The organism is Kineococcus vitellinus (assembly GCF_009906315.1).
GTDB classification, from domain to species: domain Bacteria; phylum Actinomycetota; class Actinomycetes; order Actinomycetales; family Kineococcaceae; genus Kineococcus; species Kineococcus vitellinus.
Map to the genome: position 1 here is coordinate 1 of NZ_JAAALL010000012.1, position 17,705 is coordinate 17,705.

13 protein-coding genes and 2 pseudogenes are annotated in these 17,705 nt (G+C 69.2%); 9 read left to right on the forward strand and 6 right to left on the reverse strand.

The genetic code is table 11. From position 1 onward, the window contains the following. The first annotated feature begins 46 nt into the window (after positions 1–46). The 3 genes and pseudogenes from GTQ99_RS02345 to GTQ99_RS02355 form a co-directional block, all read left to right on the forward strand. Positions 47–1,720, forward strand: coding sequence for an amidase (locus GTQ99_RS02345; protein WP_166614137.1), 1,674 nt, complete (start codon positions 47–49; stop codon positions 1,718–1,720). Between the two features lie 478 nt (positions 1,721–2,198). After that, complete coding sequence (locus tag GTQ99_RS02350) at positions 2,199–2,405, forward strand: helix-turn-helix domain-containing protein (RefSeq protein ID WP_166614138.1); 207 nt, start codon at positions 2,199–2,201, stop codon at positions 2,403–2,405. Between the two features lie 69 nt (positions 2,406–2,474). Beyond that, a pseudogene (locus GTQ99_RS02355) lies at positions 2,475–2,841 on the forward strand (transposase); the annotation flags it as partial. A 20-nt stretch (positions 2,842–2,861) separates the two neighbouring features. Here GTQ99_RS02355 and GTQ99_RS02360 read toward each other — a convergent pair. Beyond that, entirely contained in the window at positions 2,862–4,127 is a 1,266-nt protein-coding gene (locus GTQ99_RS02360; RefSeq protein WP_205706649.1) for an IS110 family RNA-guided transposase, read from the reverse strand. A gap of 215 nt (positions 4,128–4,342) precedes the next feature. Here GTQ99_RS02360 and GTQ99_RS02365 point away from each other — a divergent pair. Next, positions 4,343–4,807 (forward strand): annotated as a pseudogene (locus tag GTQ99_RS02365) (IS5 family transposase); the annotation flags it as partial. A gap of 74 nt (positions 4,808–4,881) precedes the next feature. On the opposite strand, the gene GTQ99_RS02370 reads toward GTQ99_RS02365, so the two are convergent. The 4 genes from GTQ99_RS02370 to GTQ99_RS02385 all read right to left on the reverse strand — a co-directional run bounded on the left by GTQ99_RS02370 (position 4,882) and on the right by GTQ99_RS02385 (position 9,708). Beyond that, positions 4,882–5,622 carry a hypothetical protein gene (locus GTQ99_RS02370; RefSeq protein ID WP_166614139.1) on the reverse strand — a complete coding sequence of 247 codons (741 nt, stop codon included), beginning with the start codon at positions 5,620–5,622 and terminating at the stop codon, positions 4,882–4,884. A gap of 483 nt (positions 5,623–6,105) precedes the next feature. Then, entirely contained in the window at positions 6,106–6,441 is a 336-nt protein-coding gene (locus tag GTQ99_RS02375; protein WP_166614140.1) for a hypothetical protein, read from the reverse strand. Between the two features lie 401 nt (positions 6,442–6,842). Further along, a complete protein-coding gene (locus tag GTQ99_RS02380) occupies positions 6,843–7,121 on the reverse strand; it encodes a hypothetical protein (RefSeq protein ID WP_166614141.1) in 279 nt (92 codons plus the stop codon). Positions 7,122–7,431: 310 nt separating this feature from the next. Next, positions 7,432–9,708 carry a hypothetical protein gene (locus GTQ99_RS02385; protein WP_166614142.1) on the reverse strand — a complete coding sequence of 759 codons (2,277 nt, stop codon included), beginning with the start codon at positions 9,706–9,708 and terminating at the stop codon, positions 7,432–7,434. Positions 9,709–11,166: 1,458 nt separating this feature from the next. Here GTQ99_RS02385 and GTQ99_RS02390 point away from each other — a divergent pair. The 5 genes from GTQ99_RS02390 (at position 11,167) to GTQ99_RS02410 (ending at position 15,508) form a co-directional block, all read left to right on the forward strand. Further along, positions 11,167–11,478 carry a hypothetical protein gene (locus GTQ99_RS02390; RefSeq protein WP_166614143.1) on the forward strand — a complete coding sequence of 104 codons (312 nt, stop codon included), beginning with the start codon at positions 11,167–11,169 and terminating at the stop codon, positions 11,476–11,478. A gap of 616 nt (positions 11,479–12,094) precedes the next feature. Next, a complete protein-coding gene (locus GTQ99_RS02395; protein ID WP_166614144.1) occupies positions 12,095–12,595 on the forward strand; it encodes a hypothetical protein in 501 nt (166 codons plus the stop codon). A 389-nt stretch (positions 12,596–12,984) separates the two neighbouring features. Beyond that, complete coding sequence (locus tag GTQ99_RS02400) at positions 12,985–13,518, forward strand: hypothetical protein (RefSeq protein WP_166614145.1); 534 nt, start codon at positions 12,985–12,987, stop codon at positions 13,516–13,518. 289 nt (positions 13,519–13,807) lie between these two features. After that, positions 13,808–14,152 carry a hypothetical protein gene (locus GTQ99_RS02405; RefSeq protein ID WP_166614146.1) on the forward strand — a complete coding sequence of 115 codons (345 nt, stop codon included), beginning with the start codon at positions 13,808–13,810 and terminating at the stop codon, positions 14,150–14,152. Between the two features lie 825 nt (positions 14,153–14,977). Beyond that, positions 14,978–15,508, forward strand: coding sequence for a hypothetical protein (locus GTQ99_RS02410; RefSeq protein WP_166614147.1), 531 nt, complete (start codon positions 14,978–14,980; stop codon positions 15,506–15,508). Between the two features lie 1,096 nt (positions 15,509–16,604). Here the strand turns inward: GTQ99_RS02410 and GTQ99_RS02415 are convergent. After that, complete coding sequence (locus GTQ99_RS02415; protein WP_166614160.1) at positions 16,605–17,579, reverse strand: IS481 family transposase; 975 nt, start codon at positions 17,577–17,579, stop codon at positions 16,605–16,607. Positions 17,580–17,705: the final 126 nt, after the last annotated feature.

Here is a 17,705-nt window from a genome sequence, read left to right on the forward strand (position 1 = left end):
CCCTGGCACGGTCCAGGCGAGCAGCCGCTACCCCTCGAGGAGACCGATGCGCCAGCACTCCACCCCGTCCACCGCGCTCCAGCCCGCACCCCGGCCGTTGCGCGGCACCGGGGGGCAGGCCCCCAGCCGGCGCTCCCTGCTCACCGGCGGCGCCGGCACGCTCGCGGGACTGGCCACCGGGGCGGTCGCTGCGGTGCCACCCGCCGCGGCGAGCACCGCAGGCGCCGCACCTCACGGCAGGACCTCGGACGTCGTCCACCTGGACGCCTCGGCGCTGTCCAGGGCGATCGCGCGGCGGCAGATCTCGTGCGTGGAGGTGATGAACGCCTACCTCGACCACATCGAAGGAGTGAACCCGCGGTTCAACGCCCTCGTCAGCCTGCGCCCGCGCGAGGAGCTGCTCGCCGAGGCGCTGGGCAAGGACCGCCTCCTGGCGCGAGGAGTCCGCCAGGGGTGGATGCACGGCCTGCCGCACGCGGTGAAGGACCTGGCCAACGTGCGCGGGCTGAAGACGACCTCCGGATTCTTCCGCCCGCCCTTCGACGTCCCACCGGCGAGCGCCGACGCCCTGCACGTCGAGCGCATGAGGAACGCCGGCGCCGTCTTCATCGGCAAGACCAACACCCCGGAGTTCGGTCTGGGCTCGCACACCTACAACGAGGTCTTCGGCGCCACGCTGAACGCCTACGACCGCTCCCGCTCGGCCGGGGGCAGCAGCGGCGGCGCCGCGGTCGCCCTGGCCACGCGCATGCTCCCCGTCGCCGACGGCAGCGACTTCTTCGGCTCGTTGCGCAACCCCGCCGGCTGGAACAACGTCTTGGGCATGCGTCCCTCCTTCGGGCGGGTCCCCGGCGCCGGTGCCGACGTCTTCGTGCAGCACGGCGGTGTGGAGGGGCCCATGGCGCGCAACGCTACCGACCTTGCGCTGCTGCTGAGCACCCTGGCCGGCTACGACGAGCGCTCGCCGTTGTCGATCGAGCAGGAGCCCGATGTCTTCGCCGGGCGCCTGCGCCGGGACTTCCGCGGGGCGCGTGTCGCCTGGCTGGGTGACCTCGGCGGCTACCTGCCCACGGAGCCGGGCCTGCTTCCCCTGTGTGAGCAGGGCCTGAGAACCTTCTCCGCGCTGGGCGCCCACGTCGAGCACCTGGACGCTCTGCCGACCGCACCAGGTTTCGCGGGCACCGAGGACCTGTGGCCGCTGTGGCTGGTGTTCCGCCACTGGCTCATCGGTGGCATCCTGCACCCGATCTACCAGGACCCCCTCCTGCGAGCGGCGATGAAGCCGGAGGCGATCTACGAGGTCGAAGGCCTGCTCAACGGCGCGGACGGCAATCCTGCGATCACCGGGTTGGACACCTACACGGCCTCGGTGAAGCGGACGGCGATGTACCAGGCCTTCCGGCAGCTCTTCCAGACGTACGAGTTCCTCGTTCTGCCCACCTCCCAGATCTTCCCCTTCGAGGCCTCGACCACCTGGCCCCGCAGCATCGACGGGGTGCCGATGCCCTCCTACCACCGCTGGATGGAGGTCACGGCCATCGCCACCCTGCTGGGGGCCCCGGCGATCAGCCTGCCCGTCGGGTTCGACGCCCGCGGCCTGCCCGCGGGCGTGCAGGTCATCGCCCGCAACCACGCCGACCTGTCGCTGCTGCAGCTGGCGCGCAGCTGGGAGCAGGTCCACGACTGGGTCGCGAGCGCGCCGGCCGCGGTCGTGCAGTGATCACCTGCTCGGCGATCACCATCCGGTGCTCGCTCAGCGGACGCCCCGGCCAGCGGTGGCAGACGCCGGCACGTCAGGCCCGGGCAACCAGGGAGGGTGCCTCCGGCCTGCGCCGGAGCGGTCAGAGGTCCTGGTGCTTGGTCCTGCCCGTTGGTCGTTCGTGGCGGCGTCGATGAGGAACGGCCTCTGTACGGGATCCGCCGGGCGTGCGAGTCTTGTCGAGCTCGAAGAGGGGCCCTTGGAGGCAATCAGGCAGCTGTTGTCGATTTTGCCCACTGCGGCAGCAACCACTCACGGGTATCGCCTGATGCGCACAACCAGTGTGGACCGTGACATGGGGCGCAGCACATCGTCCGATCTCCGTTGCGGTGCTCCCGGGCGTGAGGTAGAACCGCCCGAAAACCGAGGTGGGCTCGCACCCAGGTCAGGTGATCAACAGCGTCTTGCCGTCGGCGCGCTGAGCGAGGAGATATCCGCCGTGGATGAGTATGTCGCCTTGGTGGATGTCGACGATCGCCGGCTGCTGCAGTTGATCGCTGATGGCTGTTCGGTCGCCGAGGCTGCCGACGCGCTGGGCTGGCAGCTGCGCTACGCCGGGCAGCGGTTGCAGTCGCTGCGACGGCGTTTGAAGGTGGGCAGCACCGCTGAAGTCGTGGCGCTCGTCATCCGGTGGCGACGGGCCTGACGCGAGCCGACTTACAACCGATTTCACTTTGACATGCGAGGCCGCAGCGGTCGTTGCAGCTTTGTGCGCATGGCCGACGAGGTGGTGTTGGAACGGATCGCGGAGCTGGTGCCGGACGAGCTGTGGCAGCGGGTGCAGCCGCTGCTGCACCAGCGCCCGCCCCGTCGCTTCCGCCACCCCGGCCGCCTGCCCCCGCGACGACCGCGCCGCACTGGCCGGCATCGTCCACGTCCTGATCACCGGCTGCACCTGGGCCCAGGTACCGACCGAGCAGCTCGGCTGCTCCGGCGTGACGTGCTGGCGACGACTGCGGGACTGGACCGAGGCCGGCGTCTGGCCGACCCTGCATCAGGTCCTGCTCGATGAGCTGCGCGCCGCCGGGAGACTGGACCTGAACACCGCGGTGGTGGACGGCTCGCACGTGCGGGCCCTCAAAGGGTGTCCCTATGACCTCCGTCAAGCGGCAGCCAGCCCAGCAGGCGGTGTGACGGCGGGATCCGGAGTTGGCCGGCGGTAGGGCTGCCCCGTTCTGATCATGGCATGCAGGACGTCGCATCGACGCCGCGCCAGGCAGAGCACCGCAGCAACGTGGTGCTTACCTTCGCGACGTTTGCGGTCGTAGTAGGCCCGGCTGGCCGGGTCGCGCAGGCTGGCGAAAGCCGACAAGTAGAGCACCCGCTTCAGATCACGGTTGCCGCGGCGGGCGGGGTGCTCGCCGCGGATGCTGCGCCCAGACTTCCGCGTCACCGGCGCCAGGCCGGCGTAGGACGCCAGGTGCGCGGCAGTTCGGAAGGCCGAGCCATCGCCGAGGGTGAGCAGGAGCTGGATGGCGGTCCTCACTCCGACCCCGGGCATCGAGGTGAGGACCGGGGCAAGAGGGTGCGCCTCCAGCAGATCTTCCAGTTCCGCAGCCAGCTCGGCACGGGTGTCCAAAACCGTGCGCAATGAGGCAGCGAGGCCGCTGATCACCCGGCCGTACTGAGCGGTGCCGGCGATGACGACGCTCTGCTCAGCCAAGGCGGCAAGGATCCGCGTGGGCAGCGTCTTGGCCAGCTGGGGTGAGCGCTTGGCCATCACCGCCGCCATGCCCTCCTTGCCCACTGCCTGCAATTGCTGCGGAGTTCCCGCTTCAGCGAGCAGGTCGAGCACACCACCACGACGCAAGTGCCTGCCCAGCAGTCGCTCCAGAGCCGGGTGAACGTGCAGGAGCGCGTCGTGCAGGCGGTTGGTTAGGCGGGTGGCTTCGGCGGCCAGGTCGGCGTCGTAGCCGGCCAGCACGCCCAGCGCGATGACGGTTTCATCGTCAGGGCCGACCCGGCGCAGTGTGTGCGGCAGGGTGCGGGCAGCGTCGGCGATGACGTAGCCATCGCGGGCGTCGGTCTTGGCTTCGCCGGGGTGCAGGTCGGCCAGGCGGCGCATCACCAGACCCGGCAGGTAAGCCACGTCCAGGCCCATCGACCGGGCAACCTCGACGGCCAGGGCGCCGATGGAGGCGGGCTGGTCCACGATCACCAGTACCGGGCCGTGCTCGGACAAGCTGGTGAACAACGCTCGCAGCGCGGTCTCGTCGTTGCGCAGCGGCGCATCAGCCAGACGTCGCCCAGCGGTGTTCAAAGCGACGGCATGATGGTTCTCCCGCGCGACGTCGAGGCCGCAGAACACGGCATAGCCGAGACCATCGTCGGAGTCTGCGCCATGGTGGCGCTTGTCGGATCCGGACAAGACCGCTCCTTCCGCACCGCTGCCAGGCCAGCCTGGACACCGCGCCGGCAGCCACGTTACGGAGGGCCTACACGAATGCGGCCAGGTCCCTATCAGCGGTCACGAGCGCCCTGCGGTCCCGGCGACACCACCTTTTCGATCATGACGACAGGGGCTTCGAGTCATACCGGGGCCGCTGGCCTACACCCCCACCTTGGAGGCAAGAACAAGGTAACGGGGCTCACACCGGCCCTTCACCGGTAGACCGGGCCCGCAACGGATCCAAGCACCACCTCCTGACCGACGCCGGCGGTGTCCCGCTGGTCGTGACCCTCACCGGCGGCAATCGCCACGACGTCACCCAACTGCTGCCGCTGGTCGACGCCTTCCCACTCGTCCGCGGTGTCCGCGGCCGGCCCCGCCTGCACCCGAAGTACCTCTATGCCGACCGCGGCTACGACTACGACGTCTACCGCCGCGCCTTGCGCGACCGCGGCATCGTCCCGCGTATGGCTCGTCGCGGCGTCATCCACGGCTCAGGACTGGGCCGCATCCGCTGGGTCGTGGAACGCAGCTTTGCTTGGCTGCATCAGTTCAAACGGCTGCGGGTTCGCTACGAGGTTCGGGCTGATCTGCACTTGGGCCTGCTGCAGCTGGCATGCGCGCTGATCTGCTACCGCAAGCTGCCCGCGTCAAAGTGAAACGAGTTGTAAGGCTCGGCAAGGCGATGCCCTGTCTCCTCAGCGCGCAGTAAGGTTGAAGAAGTTGTGCTGGCTCAACGTTGCGGCGTCAGCGTCGTGGGCCGGTTGCACTCGAACCACGTCCTGTGGACGTTGACGCCCCAGGCCCGCCCCGGGTGGGCGGTGTCTGCGCGCGCCGCCTCGCGCGCCGTGACCGTGGCGCGCAGCACTTCGTTGCTGGGTGCGCAAGCAGCTTCCTGCGGTGACAGCCCGGCACGGACCACCAGGAGCAGGCGAGCGACGGGCAGGCGCAGGGGTGCGTACGCCTCCAACTGGAGCCGGCCATCGGCCCTCAGGTTCGCCCTCCACGGGTCTCGGCCCGGCACCCAGTGGTACCCGTCGAGGTACTTCATGACGTCGAAGACCTGCCGCGCCGAGTAGCCGTTGCGCTTCCACGTCAGCGCCTGCGCGACGGCCACCTTTGATGCCCATAGGTTCCACGCCTGCGCGGGCGTGAACCCGTGCACGTGCCAGGCGGTAAGCTCTTCCGCGGTAAAGCGCGGCGCCCCTGCGGGGTGACCCAGCTCGATGGCCGCCAAGCACCAGCCTCCGTAGAACCACGGCGCGGCTTCGAGGGGTGTCCACCCACGCACTTCGTAGTCGCGTTCCCAGCCCCGCGGCAGGTGCAGGTCGTCCCAAGTGATCGCATCGGTGTAGTCGCAGTAGCACATGACTGCTTCATCGGCGGTCTCCTCGGACAGGCTGACCAGTCCTGCCTCGAGCGCGAAGAAGCCGGCGAGGGGGCGCGAGCCGTGGCAGGAAGCCGGTCGGGACACCTCGGGGTGGTGGCCGGGGACAGGCGCACCTCACCGCGCGCGGCCGCTGAAGCCTGCCCCGGGCCGCGCCAGTGGATCGCCGACGGGCTTTCGCGATGTCGAGCACTGCGATGTCGAGCACTGCGATGTCGAGCACTGCGATGTCGAGCACTGCGATGTCGAGCACTGCGATGTCGAGCACTGCGATGTCGAGCACTGCGATGTCGAGCACTGCGATGTCCCGCGCCGTCTATTGTGCACCGCCCTGCCCGGCACCGAAAGCTACTAGATGCTGCAAGTGTTCTCCGTCATCGGCGCGCGGACACCCCGCTATTCGGGGTGCCGGGGTGCCGGCGAGCACCACGCGGACGTGAGTGCGGTGGACACCGCAGCAGGTGGCGTAGATTGGTTGCGCTCAACGGTGGCCGTCAGGTCGATCGGTTCGTGCGTGAGGTGCCCGAAGCAGCACAGTGCTCCTTCAGGCACCTCAACACCTGCGCCGAACTAGACGTCGTTCCAGGGCCGCGAGGTGATCACGACGTAGAAGCCGGCGCCGCCGGCGCTCAAATCCTGCACCTGCTCAGCAGAGTGCCCTGCGTGCCGCAACGCGGCCTGCAGAAGCAGCGCTGAGACCAGGTCGCTCGTCCAGTGGAGCGTCCCATCAGTGTAGATCTCGTCGGTGATGACGTCTTCCACGCTCCTGTCGGTGATGTGGTTGGGAATCAGCCAGCGCTCCGGCTGCTGGCGTGCGAGGTGGGCCGGGCACGACATCACCCACAGCTCACTCAGGATTGCTTCGAGATCGGGGTACCACGTGAATGGGGTGCTGGTGGTGCTCATCTCATACTCGTTTCTGCTTGTGTCCGTTCTCGGACGGCACGTTTGGATGGGTGGACCGTCCGACTCCGCGGTGCGGGATCGAACGGGCTTGCTGCGCGCTCCAGATCGTCTGCTCTTCTGCGCCTCGAGGGAACCTCGCGGACGCTTTGTGTTAGGTCAGGAGTGTTGGAGACGTTGCCTTTGAAGGCATCATTGGCTGGGCGCCAGAAGGCGGCGGTCCGCGGTGCGCGTACTGACGTGTGCAGTTGCTGTGAGCAGTGGGTGCGCGTCCTAGAGCACGCGCACACGTCAGCGAGCCACGCGGCTGCGTACCTTCTGCCCGGTGACCGTGCGGTACCCGGGCAGCGGCCGAGCGGCGACTGGGCGGCTGAGCCACTGAGCAGCTGCTGTCAGCGGCGCCACTACGCGCCTGCAGCGGCCATCGGCCGCGCGCTGACGAGACGGCGCACGCACCGCGGGCAACCGCAGGCAGCCAGCGAGCGCGTGAGGGCGTCAGCCTCGCTGGCCAGGGCGTCCCGCTGCCGCTGCGGCACCTGCGACATGTAGGCGTCGAAGGCGCGCAGCACGGCCCGCTGGAAGCGGGCATCCAGCGCCCGTCCTGCCGCCAGCCACTCCTCTTGCAAGCGCTGCTCGATCTGGGTCAGTGCCTGCAGCATCGGCGCCGCCGAGTCGTTCATCATGGTCATCTCCCATGTCGTTGTGGATGTCGGGTGGTTCGTGCTCTCACCAGCGCCGCTGGTGAGCCGCTGCGGGCGTGGCGCCCGCTGTTGAGGCTCTCGGCGGGCAGGTTGACGATGGTGACCGTCCTGCCCTCCGAGCCTGCTGCTGGTGTTCTCGGCGGGCAGGTTGGCGATGGTGACCGTCCTGCCCTCCGAGCCTGCTGCTGGTGTTCTCGGCGGGCAGGATGGCCGCCGTGACCGGGCGCGTTAGCGGCAGAGCCCTCAGCGCCCGGTGCACGCGCGTGTGCGGCGCGCCGGCGCGCGCTGGTGGCTAGGAGGGCACGGGCTTCGAGGTCGACGTGGCGGCGCTGCGCGCATCAGCGCTGGCCGCATCAGCGCTGGCCGCATCAGCGCTGGCCACGCCCGCGCTGGCGGCATCTGCTGAAGCCATGGCCGCCTCGTACCAGGCCAGGTCGGCGGCGCTGGCGCGCTCCGCCTCCGCCTCGTCAAGCCATGCGCTGCCGCCGTGGCCGTCAGCGCGTCGAACACCGCCATGGCCGGCCCTGGTGGCGCCGAGTTCCATCACAACCTCAGCGGGGGCGTTGAAGTGGCGCAGCCACCGCTGCTCCCACGCCTGGCGCTCCTCACGAATGCGTGTGGCTAGGCGCTCAGTGACGCTGTTCACCCCGAGCGTGGTGGCCACCTGATCCAAGGTGGCCGGCCCCCGCAGCCACCGCGTTCCGTCCATAGTGGCCAGCCCGTGTGCGTGCAGCCTGCGCAGCACGGTCCGCATCCCGCACGCGCTCATGCCCGCAGCCTCGGCCAGTTGGGTCAGGGTGCTGGGCTGGTGCAGCAGCCCGTAGACCAGCCAGGCCCGCTTGCCCAGACCTGCAGCTGCACGCCTTGAAGTGTCGGAGGTATGACAGACGTGCCCACTCTCGATACCGCCCCCCTCAACGGCTTCGGGCTGAATGCGCGCAGCGCGCTCGCTCCACAGTTCGTGACCTACGCTGGCGCCATCGACAACGTAGAACCGCGCGGGCAGCGGCCCGACCACATTGACCCCACTGCCACCGTCACCGGTCTCTTGAGGAACCGTCAGGCGATAGCAGTGAGGGGTGAACGCCTCGGCCAGCGCACCAGCGGGCTCGCCGGCCCGCTCAGGTTGAGGCCGACGCACCTCCACGACCATCAGGAAGCCGGCCTCCTGCAGCTTGCGACGTGCGCCGCGGGCGTGGTGGCGCCCAAGCTGCAAGGCCAGCTGTTGCAGTTGCCGCTCCGAGGCGCCGTAGCCCTCAGCCGTCCCGGCCTGCAGCGCGATCAGGCAGTGCGCTTGCAGGTGCGCCAGGACCCCGGGGCGCTCCTGCACGCCCCAGGGGTAGCGCTCGGCGGCGGCGCGCACCCGCGCCAGGTGCCCGAGCAGGTCCTCCGCCTGCACCGTCGCCACCATGGTGGCGCTGTCCCCGCCGCTGGTGAAACCGTCACGAGGTCGCCCAGCGCCGCTGCTCGCAGTACCCGCGCGGGCGGCGTCCTCGGCGCGCAGTTGCGTCAGCCTCGCCGCTACCCGGCGGTAAGTACCCCGCGCCCAGCGTTCCGGTGTGTACTTCGCCCGGGCTGAGCGGCGCCAGGCGTGACGGCACCCGGCCATGCGCCGGTTGGTGGCCAGCGCGGTGAACCAGTCCTCGGAGAGCCCGTTGGCCCAGCAGGCACACGCGAGGATCCACAGCATCCGCGACTCATCGGCGCGCCCGTCCCTTCCGCGGGGTACCAGCGGCCCTGCAGCATCGCGAGCCAGCATCCACTGCTCAGCGCTCAGATCACCTCGTCCGGTGCGGCGGCGCCTGAGACGGGCTGGGCGCGGCGCGGGCACTGCCAGGCGCTGCCATCCGGCGGTGTCCTGCTCGCGCCGCCTCCGCGCCGGATCCTCCTGCCTGCGCCGCTTGCTCACTGCGTTCTGCTGGCCGGTCCGGTGATAGGTGCCGCGAGGGCTCCGCCGAGTGCCGGCCGAGGGAGCTGTGACTGCTGTGCTGTGCGCCGTCGTGCCCGCTCCTGCCGTGGCCGCCGTGGTGTGGGCGTGACCGGCCTTGGAACGCCGGGTCGTGGCGGTGCTGGCCGGTTGGTCGAGCCCGAGCAGGCTGATCACCTCGGGGATGCTGAGGCTGGAATCCAGCCGTGAGGGCGGCAGCCCGGGCAGGCGGTGCGGGGCGCCCGGCGGGCGGATCAGTGAGCCGCCCTCGCGCAGCTGCGAGGAGGGCACCAGCTTGGCGACATACCTGCCGAACGCGGTGCGCTGTTGCGGGGCGACGGCCGCGTACACATGCGCATGACCGGGCTGGCCAGAGAGCGCGAAGACCGCGCGGATTCCCTGAGCCCGGCACCAGGTCAGCAGCTGGTGAGTGGCCACATCGCCGTCCACGCCATCGAGGTCGACGTCCGCGGCTACGAGGCCGGCCCGCAGCTCGATGGCGAAGGTGGCGGCTGGTGAGTGGGGGTCGTTGACCTTGCGCCAGGCGGCGTGGACGGTGGCGACGGTGCCGGGGGAGGTGTTGTCGGGACTGATCAAGCGTACCCGGCGACCGGGCGCGGCCAGCGCCTGCTGCAGGCGCACCAGCTCAGGGCTGGGCTGGTGCGCCTGCGCAACTGGCAGGGACCGGTCAGGATGTGATGTGGATAGCGCAGTAGGCGCCGGAGTGGGTGCCGTAGGCGCGGTGGGGTGGGGACTAGAGCTCATGGTGGCCTGCCGTTCGGGTGCACCCGGCAGGCCCCTAGGGGGCAGACCGGGGACCGGGCAGGGCGCCCGGTCGAGCAGCGCCATCGGCAGGCAGGCTGGCACCTCGGCACTTGGGGGCGCTGCCACAGCCGGGCGCGATGGCGCCGGGGCCTGCACCGCATCGCCCGGTCCGGCTGACGCACCGGCTGACCTACCGGCCAGCTCAAAGCGATCTTTTTATCAGCAGCGGAATGGCACTGCTGTCACCCGCTCGCCGGCGCGTACTGCACGAGCTAGACCAGAGGGTGACACGAACACGATGAGCGGCTGACGGTGAGCCGCAATCGCGTAGGCCGGGACGCCTTGCCGTGCGTGCAGCGGACGGCGGTGCGCGACCTGCCGCCGTGCTTCCAAGATCACATGCGCCAAGCACCAGTCGTCAGCTGCATGGCGCGGCCGCGAGCAGCTGCCGCCGTCGACCTCGGGGCGTTCATGACAGGCCGGCGCGAAGGGCACTGACGCCGTTGAGCCCGCGGTGGTCCTGCCGCTTGTCAGCTCCTAGTGATCCGCCGAGAGGCTGCGAGTACCGAGCCGATTCGGTGCGTCTACCGACCCCCCAGCGTCTGAGGCGGGCCGGTGTTCAACCCGTCCGAGCCGATGAGAGGAGGAGACACGGAGATAGCGCTACGCGGGCCGTGATCCACCCGTGAGCCATCAGTAGGCCAGCGGTCCCGCCGCCGTCCACGGCGAGTCATGGCGGACCCAGGCACACGACGTCAGGCGCTGGCACGCCTCGCGAACGCCTCAGCACCGCTGCCCCTTCCTGCCTGAGCCTGACTCGACCATGGACAGGCGCTGCATCGTGCAGGAGCGCCGGAGTGAGAACCACCAGAACCAGTCGTCACGCGCGTGTGACTTGTAAGACCGCCTCCGATCGGCGCACAGACGGGGCTGGCCGCGGCGCAAAGGGACAAGCCAGATAGCGAGTCCGCGGTTCTGCATCAGCATTTCGTGCCTGCACCATCAGCGACTAGTGGCGGCCGTAATGCCTCTACCGCTGGCTGCTTCCAAGTGCACCGCTGCACACCGCTGCGCCACTGCTGGATGTTGGCACGCTGCGCCCTCAGAAGGGGTGGGACAGAAGATCGAGACAGAAGAGCGGCCGCGATCGAACCAGCCCCCGGACTGCCGATAGCTGCAGCGGGCTGTTCGGCCTGACCGGACAGGTCATCGCATCACACCGTAGTCGTCACCATGAAGACCAGAGCACGAGGAGTGCACATGTTGGGTCACATCGCCTGGATCAGGCCGGAGCTTTTTCGCTGCGAGCGCATGGCGGGAGTTTCGGTACCGGCCATGATCACTTACGTCGGGTTGCTGACGCAGGTGGATGGTAGTGGATACGTCAAGGACCGGGCCGCGGTCTTCAACGCCGTCCTGTGGCCGGGGCGCGGGCACACCGTGGAGGAGATGGAAGAAGAGCTTGAGCAGCTGACGACCGCGGGCCTGCTGTGCCGCTTCGGCGCTCTCCGCGGCTACCTGCACATCGTGGACCACGCCGTGCAGCGGCGCGGCCACCGGCACGCAAGCCGCAAGCTGCCCAGCTGCCCGACTCATCACCGTGCGCTGACCCTCCCTCGGCAGCCAGCAGGTAGCCAGCGCCCCTAGCCAGCAAGGCCCGCTGGAGCGCTGAGGTGCGCACCCGTCACCTGCCAGCGGACCGCAGGGAGGCGACGGGTGCGCCGAGCGTCGCGTTGCTCAGCGACCGCAGATTTTGACGCGCATACAGCCGATGCGGCCATAGCGTCCATCGCTCTAGGTTCCCGAGCGGACCACTCCACAGACGCCACCACAGCGTGAAGCCGCACGGCGCCGCCGTCACGGCCCGGCCTGACGCGTGACGGGGCGGACGCAGGAGGCGTGTCGTCGCAGACCACCGGGCCAGCCACCGTGCAGCTTCCGGCCCGCCAGCGCCACCTTCGAAAAATCTTGAACTTCCCTGCTCGCTCCGGTGCATCCAGCCCGCCTGCCTGCCAATGGCTAAAGAGGAACGCCAGGCAGGCCGGGCGGGCCAGGCGGCCCAGGCAGGCAGAAACGAGCGCTGCTACATGATCAACCACTGAGCCACCAGTAGGGAGTCGCAAGCACCTGCACCATCCGCGACGCGAACCCTGCGCCGCTGCAGAGCGCGGATCCCCGATCCCCTCACGCACTCCCTGCGGTGCAGTGAAGGCACCACATCAGCTCACGTCACCACCGACAACACGATGCGAAGGACACAATCATGAAGTTGACGATCGGCTCGCCGGACACGACGAGCGCCATCGAGTTCCCACACGAGGGCATCTACGACGCCCGGCTGGACCGCTGCGAGGAGAAGACCATCACCCGCCGCGACGCCACCCCCTTCTCGCTCCTCAACTGGTACTTCACGGTCACCGGACCCGATGCGCGCTTCACCGGCCGCAGGGTGCGCGGCACCACCACCACGGCGCTGCGCCGCTATGGCTCGGCGCTGGACCGTAGGCTGAATGGGTGGCTGACCATGATTTACGGGGACCAGCTGAGTGACGGCATGGTCATTGACACCGAGAATCTCACCGGCCTCACCTTCCGTGTGACGATCGCCATGGTCCCCGATCGCAAGGATCCCCGGCAGCGGTGGGCTGAGGTGACGGACATTCACGGTGTCAGCCCTGACCCGTCCTTCGTCGATGAGCAGAACGGCGAGAGCGCCAGCGACCCCGGCAGCCTTGGCGAGGACCCCTACGGCGTGCCGTTCTGATGCTCGAACGGGTAGCGCCCCGGCGCCCTGCCCGGCGCGCCTACCGCGACGGCTCACCCGCAGCGCAGCGCACCACCCGGCACACCCGGCGTGCCCACCGCAGCCCTCGGGGAACCGCATAAGCCTGCAGGCCGAGACCAGCGTACGCACTCGCCTTGCCGTGGGCAGCTTTGGCGCCCACGGCAAGGCGAGCGCGGTGAGCGTGGGAGAGGCGGTCGGTGTGAGGGAGGTGGGTGCGGCGGTGGGTGTGGCGCGTCGGCGATCGACGGTCGAAGCGGCCGGCGGTCACGCCCCACCGTCAGCCTGCCGATGACGGACCCGTGACGACCGTGAGGACGCGCCGCGCCCACCGCGGTAACGCTGGATCAGAAGAGGAAGGAGCACTTGTGATGTTGGGTTATCGCCGCCGCGCCCGTGCGCTCGCCGTGGGCATCATCGCGTTCATCATGCTGCGGCTGCTGGAGTCGACCTGGCAGAGCGCCGCAGGCGGCTACCAGTGGACGGTTCCCGCGGCGGCAGCGCTGTGGACTGCTGTCACCTTGCGCTGCCTGTACCGTCCGCAGATCACCTTCAGCGAAGATGACGACTTGGTCGTGGAGCAACCGCTGTGGCAGACGGTGCTGCCGCCGGGATCCCTGCTGCGAGCGAAGGTGGATGAGCGCTTGCTGCTCTTCACCCGCCGTCAGATGGTTCTAGTGGCTGCGTTCTTGCCGTTTCCTGCCCTGCGCGAGCATCGCGACGATCCCGAACGTGATGAGATCTTCCAGGTGATTGAGGACTGGCACGCGCGTCACCCCACCCACCGCGATCCGTTCGCGGTGAAGGAGTACCGCCGTTACCGGCCGCTGCTGGTGGATCTGCTGCTGTGCACCGTCGGCGCGCATGCGTTGTACGGCTTCGCCTTGCTGGGGCTCACTCCCTGAGCACCGTCCCCTCGGCCGCGGCCTGGGTGCGCGCCGGTCGCACGTGAGGGACTCCCGTCGCCAGAACGCAGGCATGAACGATGGCGATGGACCGCCAAGATGCAAGGCCTTGGAAGCGGCCGGCATGCACCGCAGGAGCCGGCGACCGGGGTGACACGAACCCTGGCACGTCGTGCCGATAGCTCCAGTGAGGACGTGACGACCTGCCCAGGCAGGCCAGCACACCCGAGGATAGAAGTTTCAACGATAGTCCGCGTTCCGGCGCGGCGATGCGACGAGGAGGGCCAGCATGGCTCGCAAGCGACAGTTGAGGCCAGAGCTCTTTCAGGGGGAGGAGTTGATGGAGGTGTCGGCGGCAGCGCAGTGGACCTTCTTCGGTCTGCTGACGCAGGCCGATGACGACGGCCGGCTGGGTGACAACGGGTGCCTGCTCAACGCCGACCTGTGGCCGCTGAGGCCAGAGCACACGGCGATCGAGATGGCCCGCGACCTTCGCGAACTCATCGCTGCGGGCCTGCTGTGCCGCTACACGGCAGGAAGCGAAAGCCTGCTACACCTGATCGGCTTCCGCAGCTACCAGCGCTCCAGCGGGTACAGCCCCTCCAAGCGCCCTGCGTGCCCGACCCATCCCTGATCGGCACCGTCTACGCGAATGAGGCGTCGGAGCTGACCTCCTCGGTGGAGGAGGGACGGTGAGGAGACCATGCTCACTGTCCCTTCCTCCACCCTCGACAGTCCACCGCTCGACCTCACCGCCGCAGTGTTGCCACCGCCTCCACCTCCGCCTCCGCATCGGCGGCAACGCGGTGGCATGCGCCAGTGCTGCGGAGCCGAAGCAACAGCAGAGCAACAAGATTCAAGCATTGGGTGCTGACCCGCACACGCCCGCGCAACCCCCGACACTGACGGAAGTCGATCAGCGCATCAGGCAAGCACAACCAGAGGCATTTCGGGCACGGGTGGCACGCTCTGCTGCGACTGGGTAGACCTGCCGCGACCGGGTACAGCACCGACCGTCCCCGCCTGGGCGGGGCGACACCGCCTCACCGCGCAGGAGACACGTCGGGACGATTCGCGGGCGGCCAGGTGCTGATCAAGACTTCCTTGTCCACATCTGTCGACTCTCGCGTGCATGACGCAGCTAGGCCGGCGGAGACGGTGCCCGCTCCTTCACAAGCTACCTGCCGCGACATGGAGTGCCGTGCACGCCTGCCGGCTCGTGCACGACCCGGGGTGCAGCGCCACCCACCACTTCTTCACTGAAGGTCACTCGTCGAGGAGGGAAGTACTCATCGCTGGCCGCCAGTGAGGCGCAATGATGGTGCATCGGGCCGAGGCGATGAGGAACGTGATGTGCACCGCGGGCTAGTGCGGAAGGAAGTGCCGGGTGATGTCGGAGGCGGGTGAGAGGCTGATGTCAGAAGTTGTTCCTCCGTCCTCAGGAGCAGATATGCCTGTAGTGATCGACCGCCTCGCCCGGGGCCAGGTAAGGCCCCCGCGCCCGCTGCTGCGCCCTGACGGCTCCCGGTTTGCCTTGGCCGTGAGCTACGGCGGGAATGGGTGGATCGCCTATGGCGACGTCCCGGCTGACTTGTTGGACGCTCTGATCCCCGGTTACTGCGGTCTGGACGATCAAGCGCGTCTGGTGGCGCGCATCCGCCTGGCCTACCGGGCGGCGGTGGCTGCTCAGGCTCTCGTGCTGGCCGAGGCAGACTCGAAAGAGCTGCGGGCGCTGCGGCCGCGTGAGCGCGCGGCGCTGCTGCGGCCGCAGCACGAGGCGGTGCGGTTGGAGTGCTGGTCCTCGCCGATCCCGCTGGTCCTCGTTGACACTGCGTATGCGCCGTTCACCAGCGTCGACCGCCCGATCAGCGCTGTCGCGGATGTGGTGGACCCGCCCAACATGATGTGGTTGCGGCCCCAGGATGAATGGGAGCTGCTGGAGAGTCTTGCGCGATCGGGGTATGTGCAGGGTTTGTATGAGGCTCTGTGATCGGCGCCATCGGTTGAGGCAGTTGATGCGGCGCCGCCGTACCCGTTGGCACTCGACTAGGGTCCATCGTGCGGATCATCAAAGCACAGCATGACGTAGGCGATGATCACCGGGCTGTGGGGGCGGGCAGCACCTCGGGCATGATGAGTGGCAGAGGTGCGCGACTGATCGCACCGCCTAAGGCAGCACTCCACGGCGTTGCGCTGGTGGCAGACCTTCGCCTCGAAGGCCGGCGGCCGTGTGGTGATCTCGACAGGAAGCGTTGCGTTGACTACACGGGCAGGCCAGCGGATCTTCTACTCTGGTGTACGCCGTACGAGACGGCGGCGTACACCAGGGGCGGCAGGGAGCACCGGTCGCCCTGCTGGATGGTCTCGCGCGCTCACAGCCCGGCGGCGATGGTGTTGTCCTGGTCCCAGCCGAGGAACGCCTGCATGACCAGAGTGCCTGCGTGCTCGGCGTCGTTGCAGGTGGCCTTGTCGAGCACACGGCCCACCCTCGTCGATGATGCGATCGCTGATGTCGAGGTCGAGGGTTCCGCTGACGAGCAGGCGGCCTGCGGCGTGGTCGGTGAGGGGATCGGTACGAGGGCTGGAGTGGCTCGTGGTGAGGTCGCCCTCGGTCCAGGTGCCGCTGTGGGGCGGGACGAGCAGCAGGTCGCGGCTGCTGTGGTGCCTCAGCGCCGCCGCCAGGGCGTTGCCGGTGACATTGGTGAAGGAGGTGCTGTCGTCACCATCCATCCAGCCGATCTACGTCTGCGTGCCGCGTGCACGGCCTCGGCCTGCGCGCCGGTCGAGCCTGCGGCGACGGGCAGGGCGTCCAGGCCGGTGACATCCGTCAGAGTGCGCTGAAGAGCTGCGCCGTCTCATGAGCGGTCACCGTGCCGCGAGGAACGAGCGGGCGGCTGGGGGAGCGCGCAGCGACACTCCTGACCCGTTGCGCCGAACCGCACGCCCGAGCAGCGAGGGCGGGGAAGCGCCGCAGCCCTGACACCGCCGGCTTGCAGCGCCGTCCACCTGAGCGAATCACCCGGGCACCAGCGAGCTCGCTGGTGCCCGGGCACGCCACCTGCATCCACGGTGCAGTCGTGGGAGCGCTAGCTGTACTGGCCACTGAGGTTGGTAACGCGCGAGGCGGGCGGTAGCCCGCCGAGCGCGGTGTGGTGGCGGTGATGGTTGTAGAGGTGCAGCCAGTTCGGCAAGGCCGCCCGCCGCTGGGACTCGCTGGCGTAGGGGCGGGCGTAGGCCCACTCGGTGGCCAGGGTGCGGTGGAAGCGCTCGACCTTGCCGTTGGTCTGCGGGCGGTAGGGGCGGGTGCGCTTGTGGACGGTGCCAGTGGCTGCCAGCGCGGCGGCGAAGTCGCGCGAGCGGTAGTTGGGGCCGTTGTCGGTCAAGACCCGTTGAACGCGGATACCGCAGTCGGTGAACCAGGCCGCAGCACGGGCCCAGAAGCCGGCGGTGGTGCTGGCCTTCTCGTCACCGAGGACCTCGGTGTAGGCCAGGCGGGAGTGGTCGTCCAGCGCGGTGTGCAGCCAGGCGTAGCCCAGAGCCTGCGGGCGGCTGCGGGCGCGAACCGCGCTGCTGCGGCCGTGGACGCGGTGCCCACCACCGTCGGGGATGTTGCCCAGCTTCTTGACGTCGACGTGGACCAGATCGCCTGGTGCGGCGTGCTCGTAGCGGCGCACCGACCGGCGCAGCGCCTGGCGGGTGGCCAGGTCGACATCGCTCAGGCGTGGCAGCCCCTCGCGGTGGATGACCTTCGCGACGGTGGAGACGGGCAGGCCCAACTTGGGGCCGATGCGGGCTGGGCCCCACCCACGACTGGTGCGCAGGTGCTTGATCCGCTTGACGATCCGCGGCCGGGTCCGGCGTGGGCTGCGGTGGGGACGCGAGGACCGGTCACTCACGCCTGCTTCGCCGAGCTGGCGGTAGCGCCCGGCCCAGCGCGCGGCGGTGCTCACCGAGACCTGGAAGCGCTCGGCGGCTCGGCGCAGCGGCCAGCCGTCTTCGACGACGCAGCGGGCAAGGCGCAGCCTTCCGAGCTCGCTCAAGGGCGCATTAGCGTGGGGCACGAAGACCTCCGGGTGATCGGTGCGGATGCCGTCAGACAGCTCCACACCTCACTCGGAGGTCTTCGCTACGTCACGGACCCGACGGCCCCCGGCGTGTCACCAACGTGCGTGGTCAGTACAGCTAGC

Excerpts from the sequence above, each read along its gene's own strand:
- GTQ99_RS02390 (WP_166614143.1), top strand. The coding sequence starts at position 11,167 with ATGATCACTTACGTCGGGTTGCTGACGCAGGTGGATGGTAGTGGATAC.
- GTQ99_RS02380 (WP_166614141.1), bottom strand. The coding sequence starts at position 7,121 with ATGATGAACGACTCGGCGGCGCCGATGCTGCAGGCACTGACCCAGATC.
- GTQ99_RS02375 (WP_166614140.1), bottom strand. The coding sequence starts at position 6,441 with ATGAGCACCACCAGCACCCCATTCACGTGGTACCCCGATCTCGAAGCA.
- GTQ99_RS02345 (WP_166614137.1), top strand. The coding sequence starts at position 47 with ATGCGCCAGCACTCCACCCCGTCCACCGCGCTCCAGCCCGCACCCCGG.
- GTQ99_RS02400 (WP_166614145.1), top strand. The coding sequence starts at position 12,985 with ATGTTGGGTTATCGCCGCCGCGCCCGTGCGCTCGCCGTGGGCATCATC.
- GTQ99_RS02405 (WP_166614146.1), top strand. The coding sequence starts at position 13,808 with ATGGCTCGCAAGCGACAGTTGAGGCCAGAGCTCTTTCAGGGGGAGGAG.
- GTQ99_RS02395 (WP_166614144.1), top strand. The coding sequence starts at position 12,095 with ATGAAGTTGACGATCGGCTCGCCGGACACGACGAGCGCCATCGAGTTC.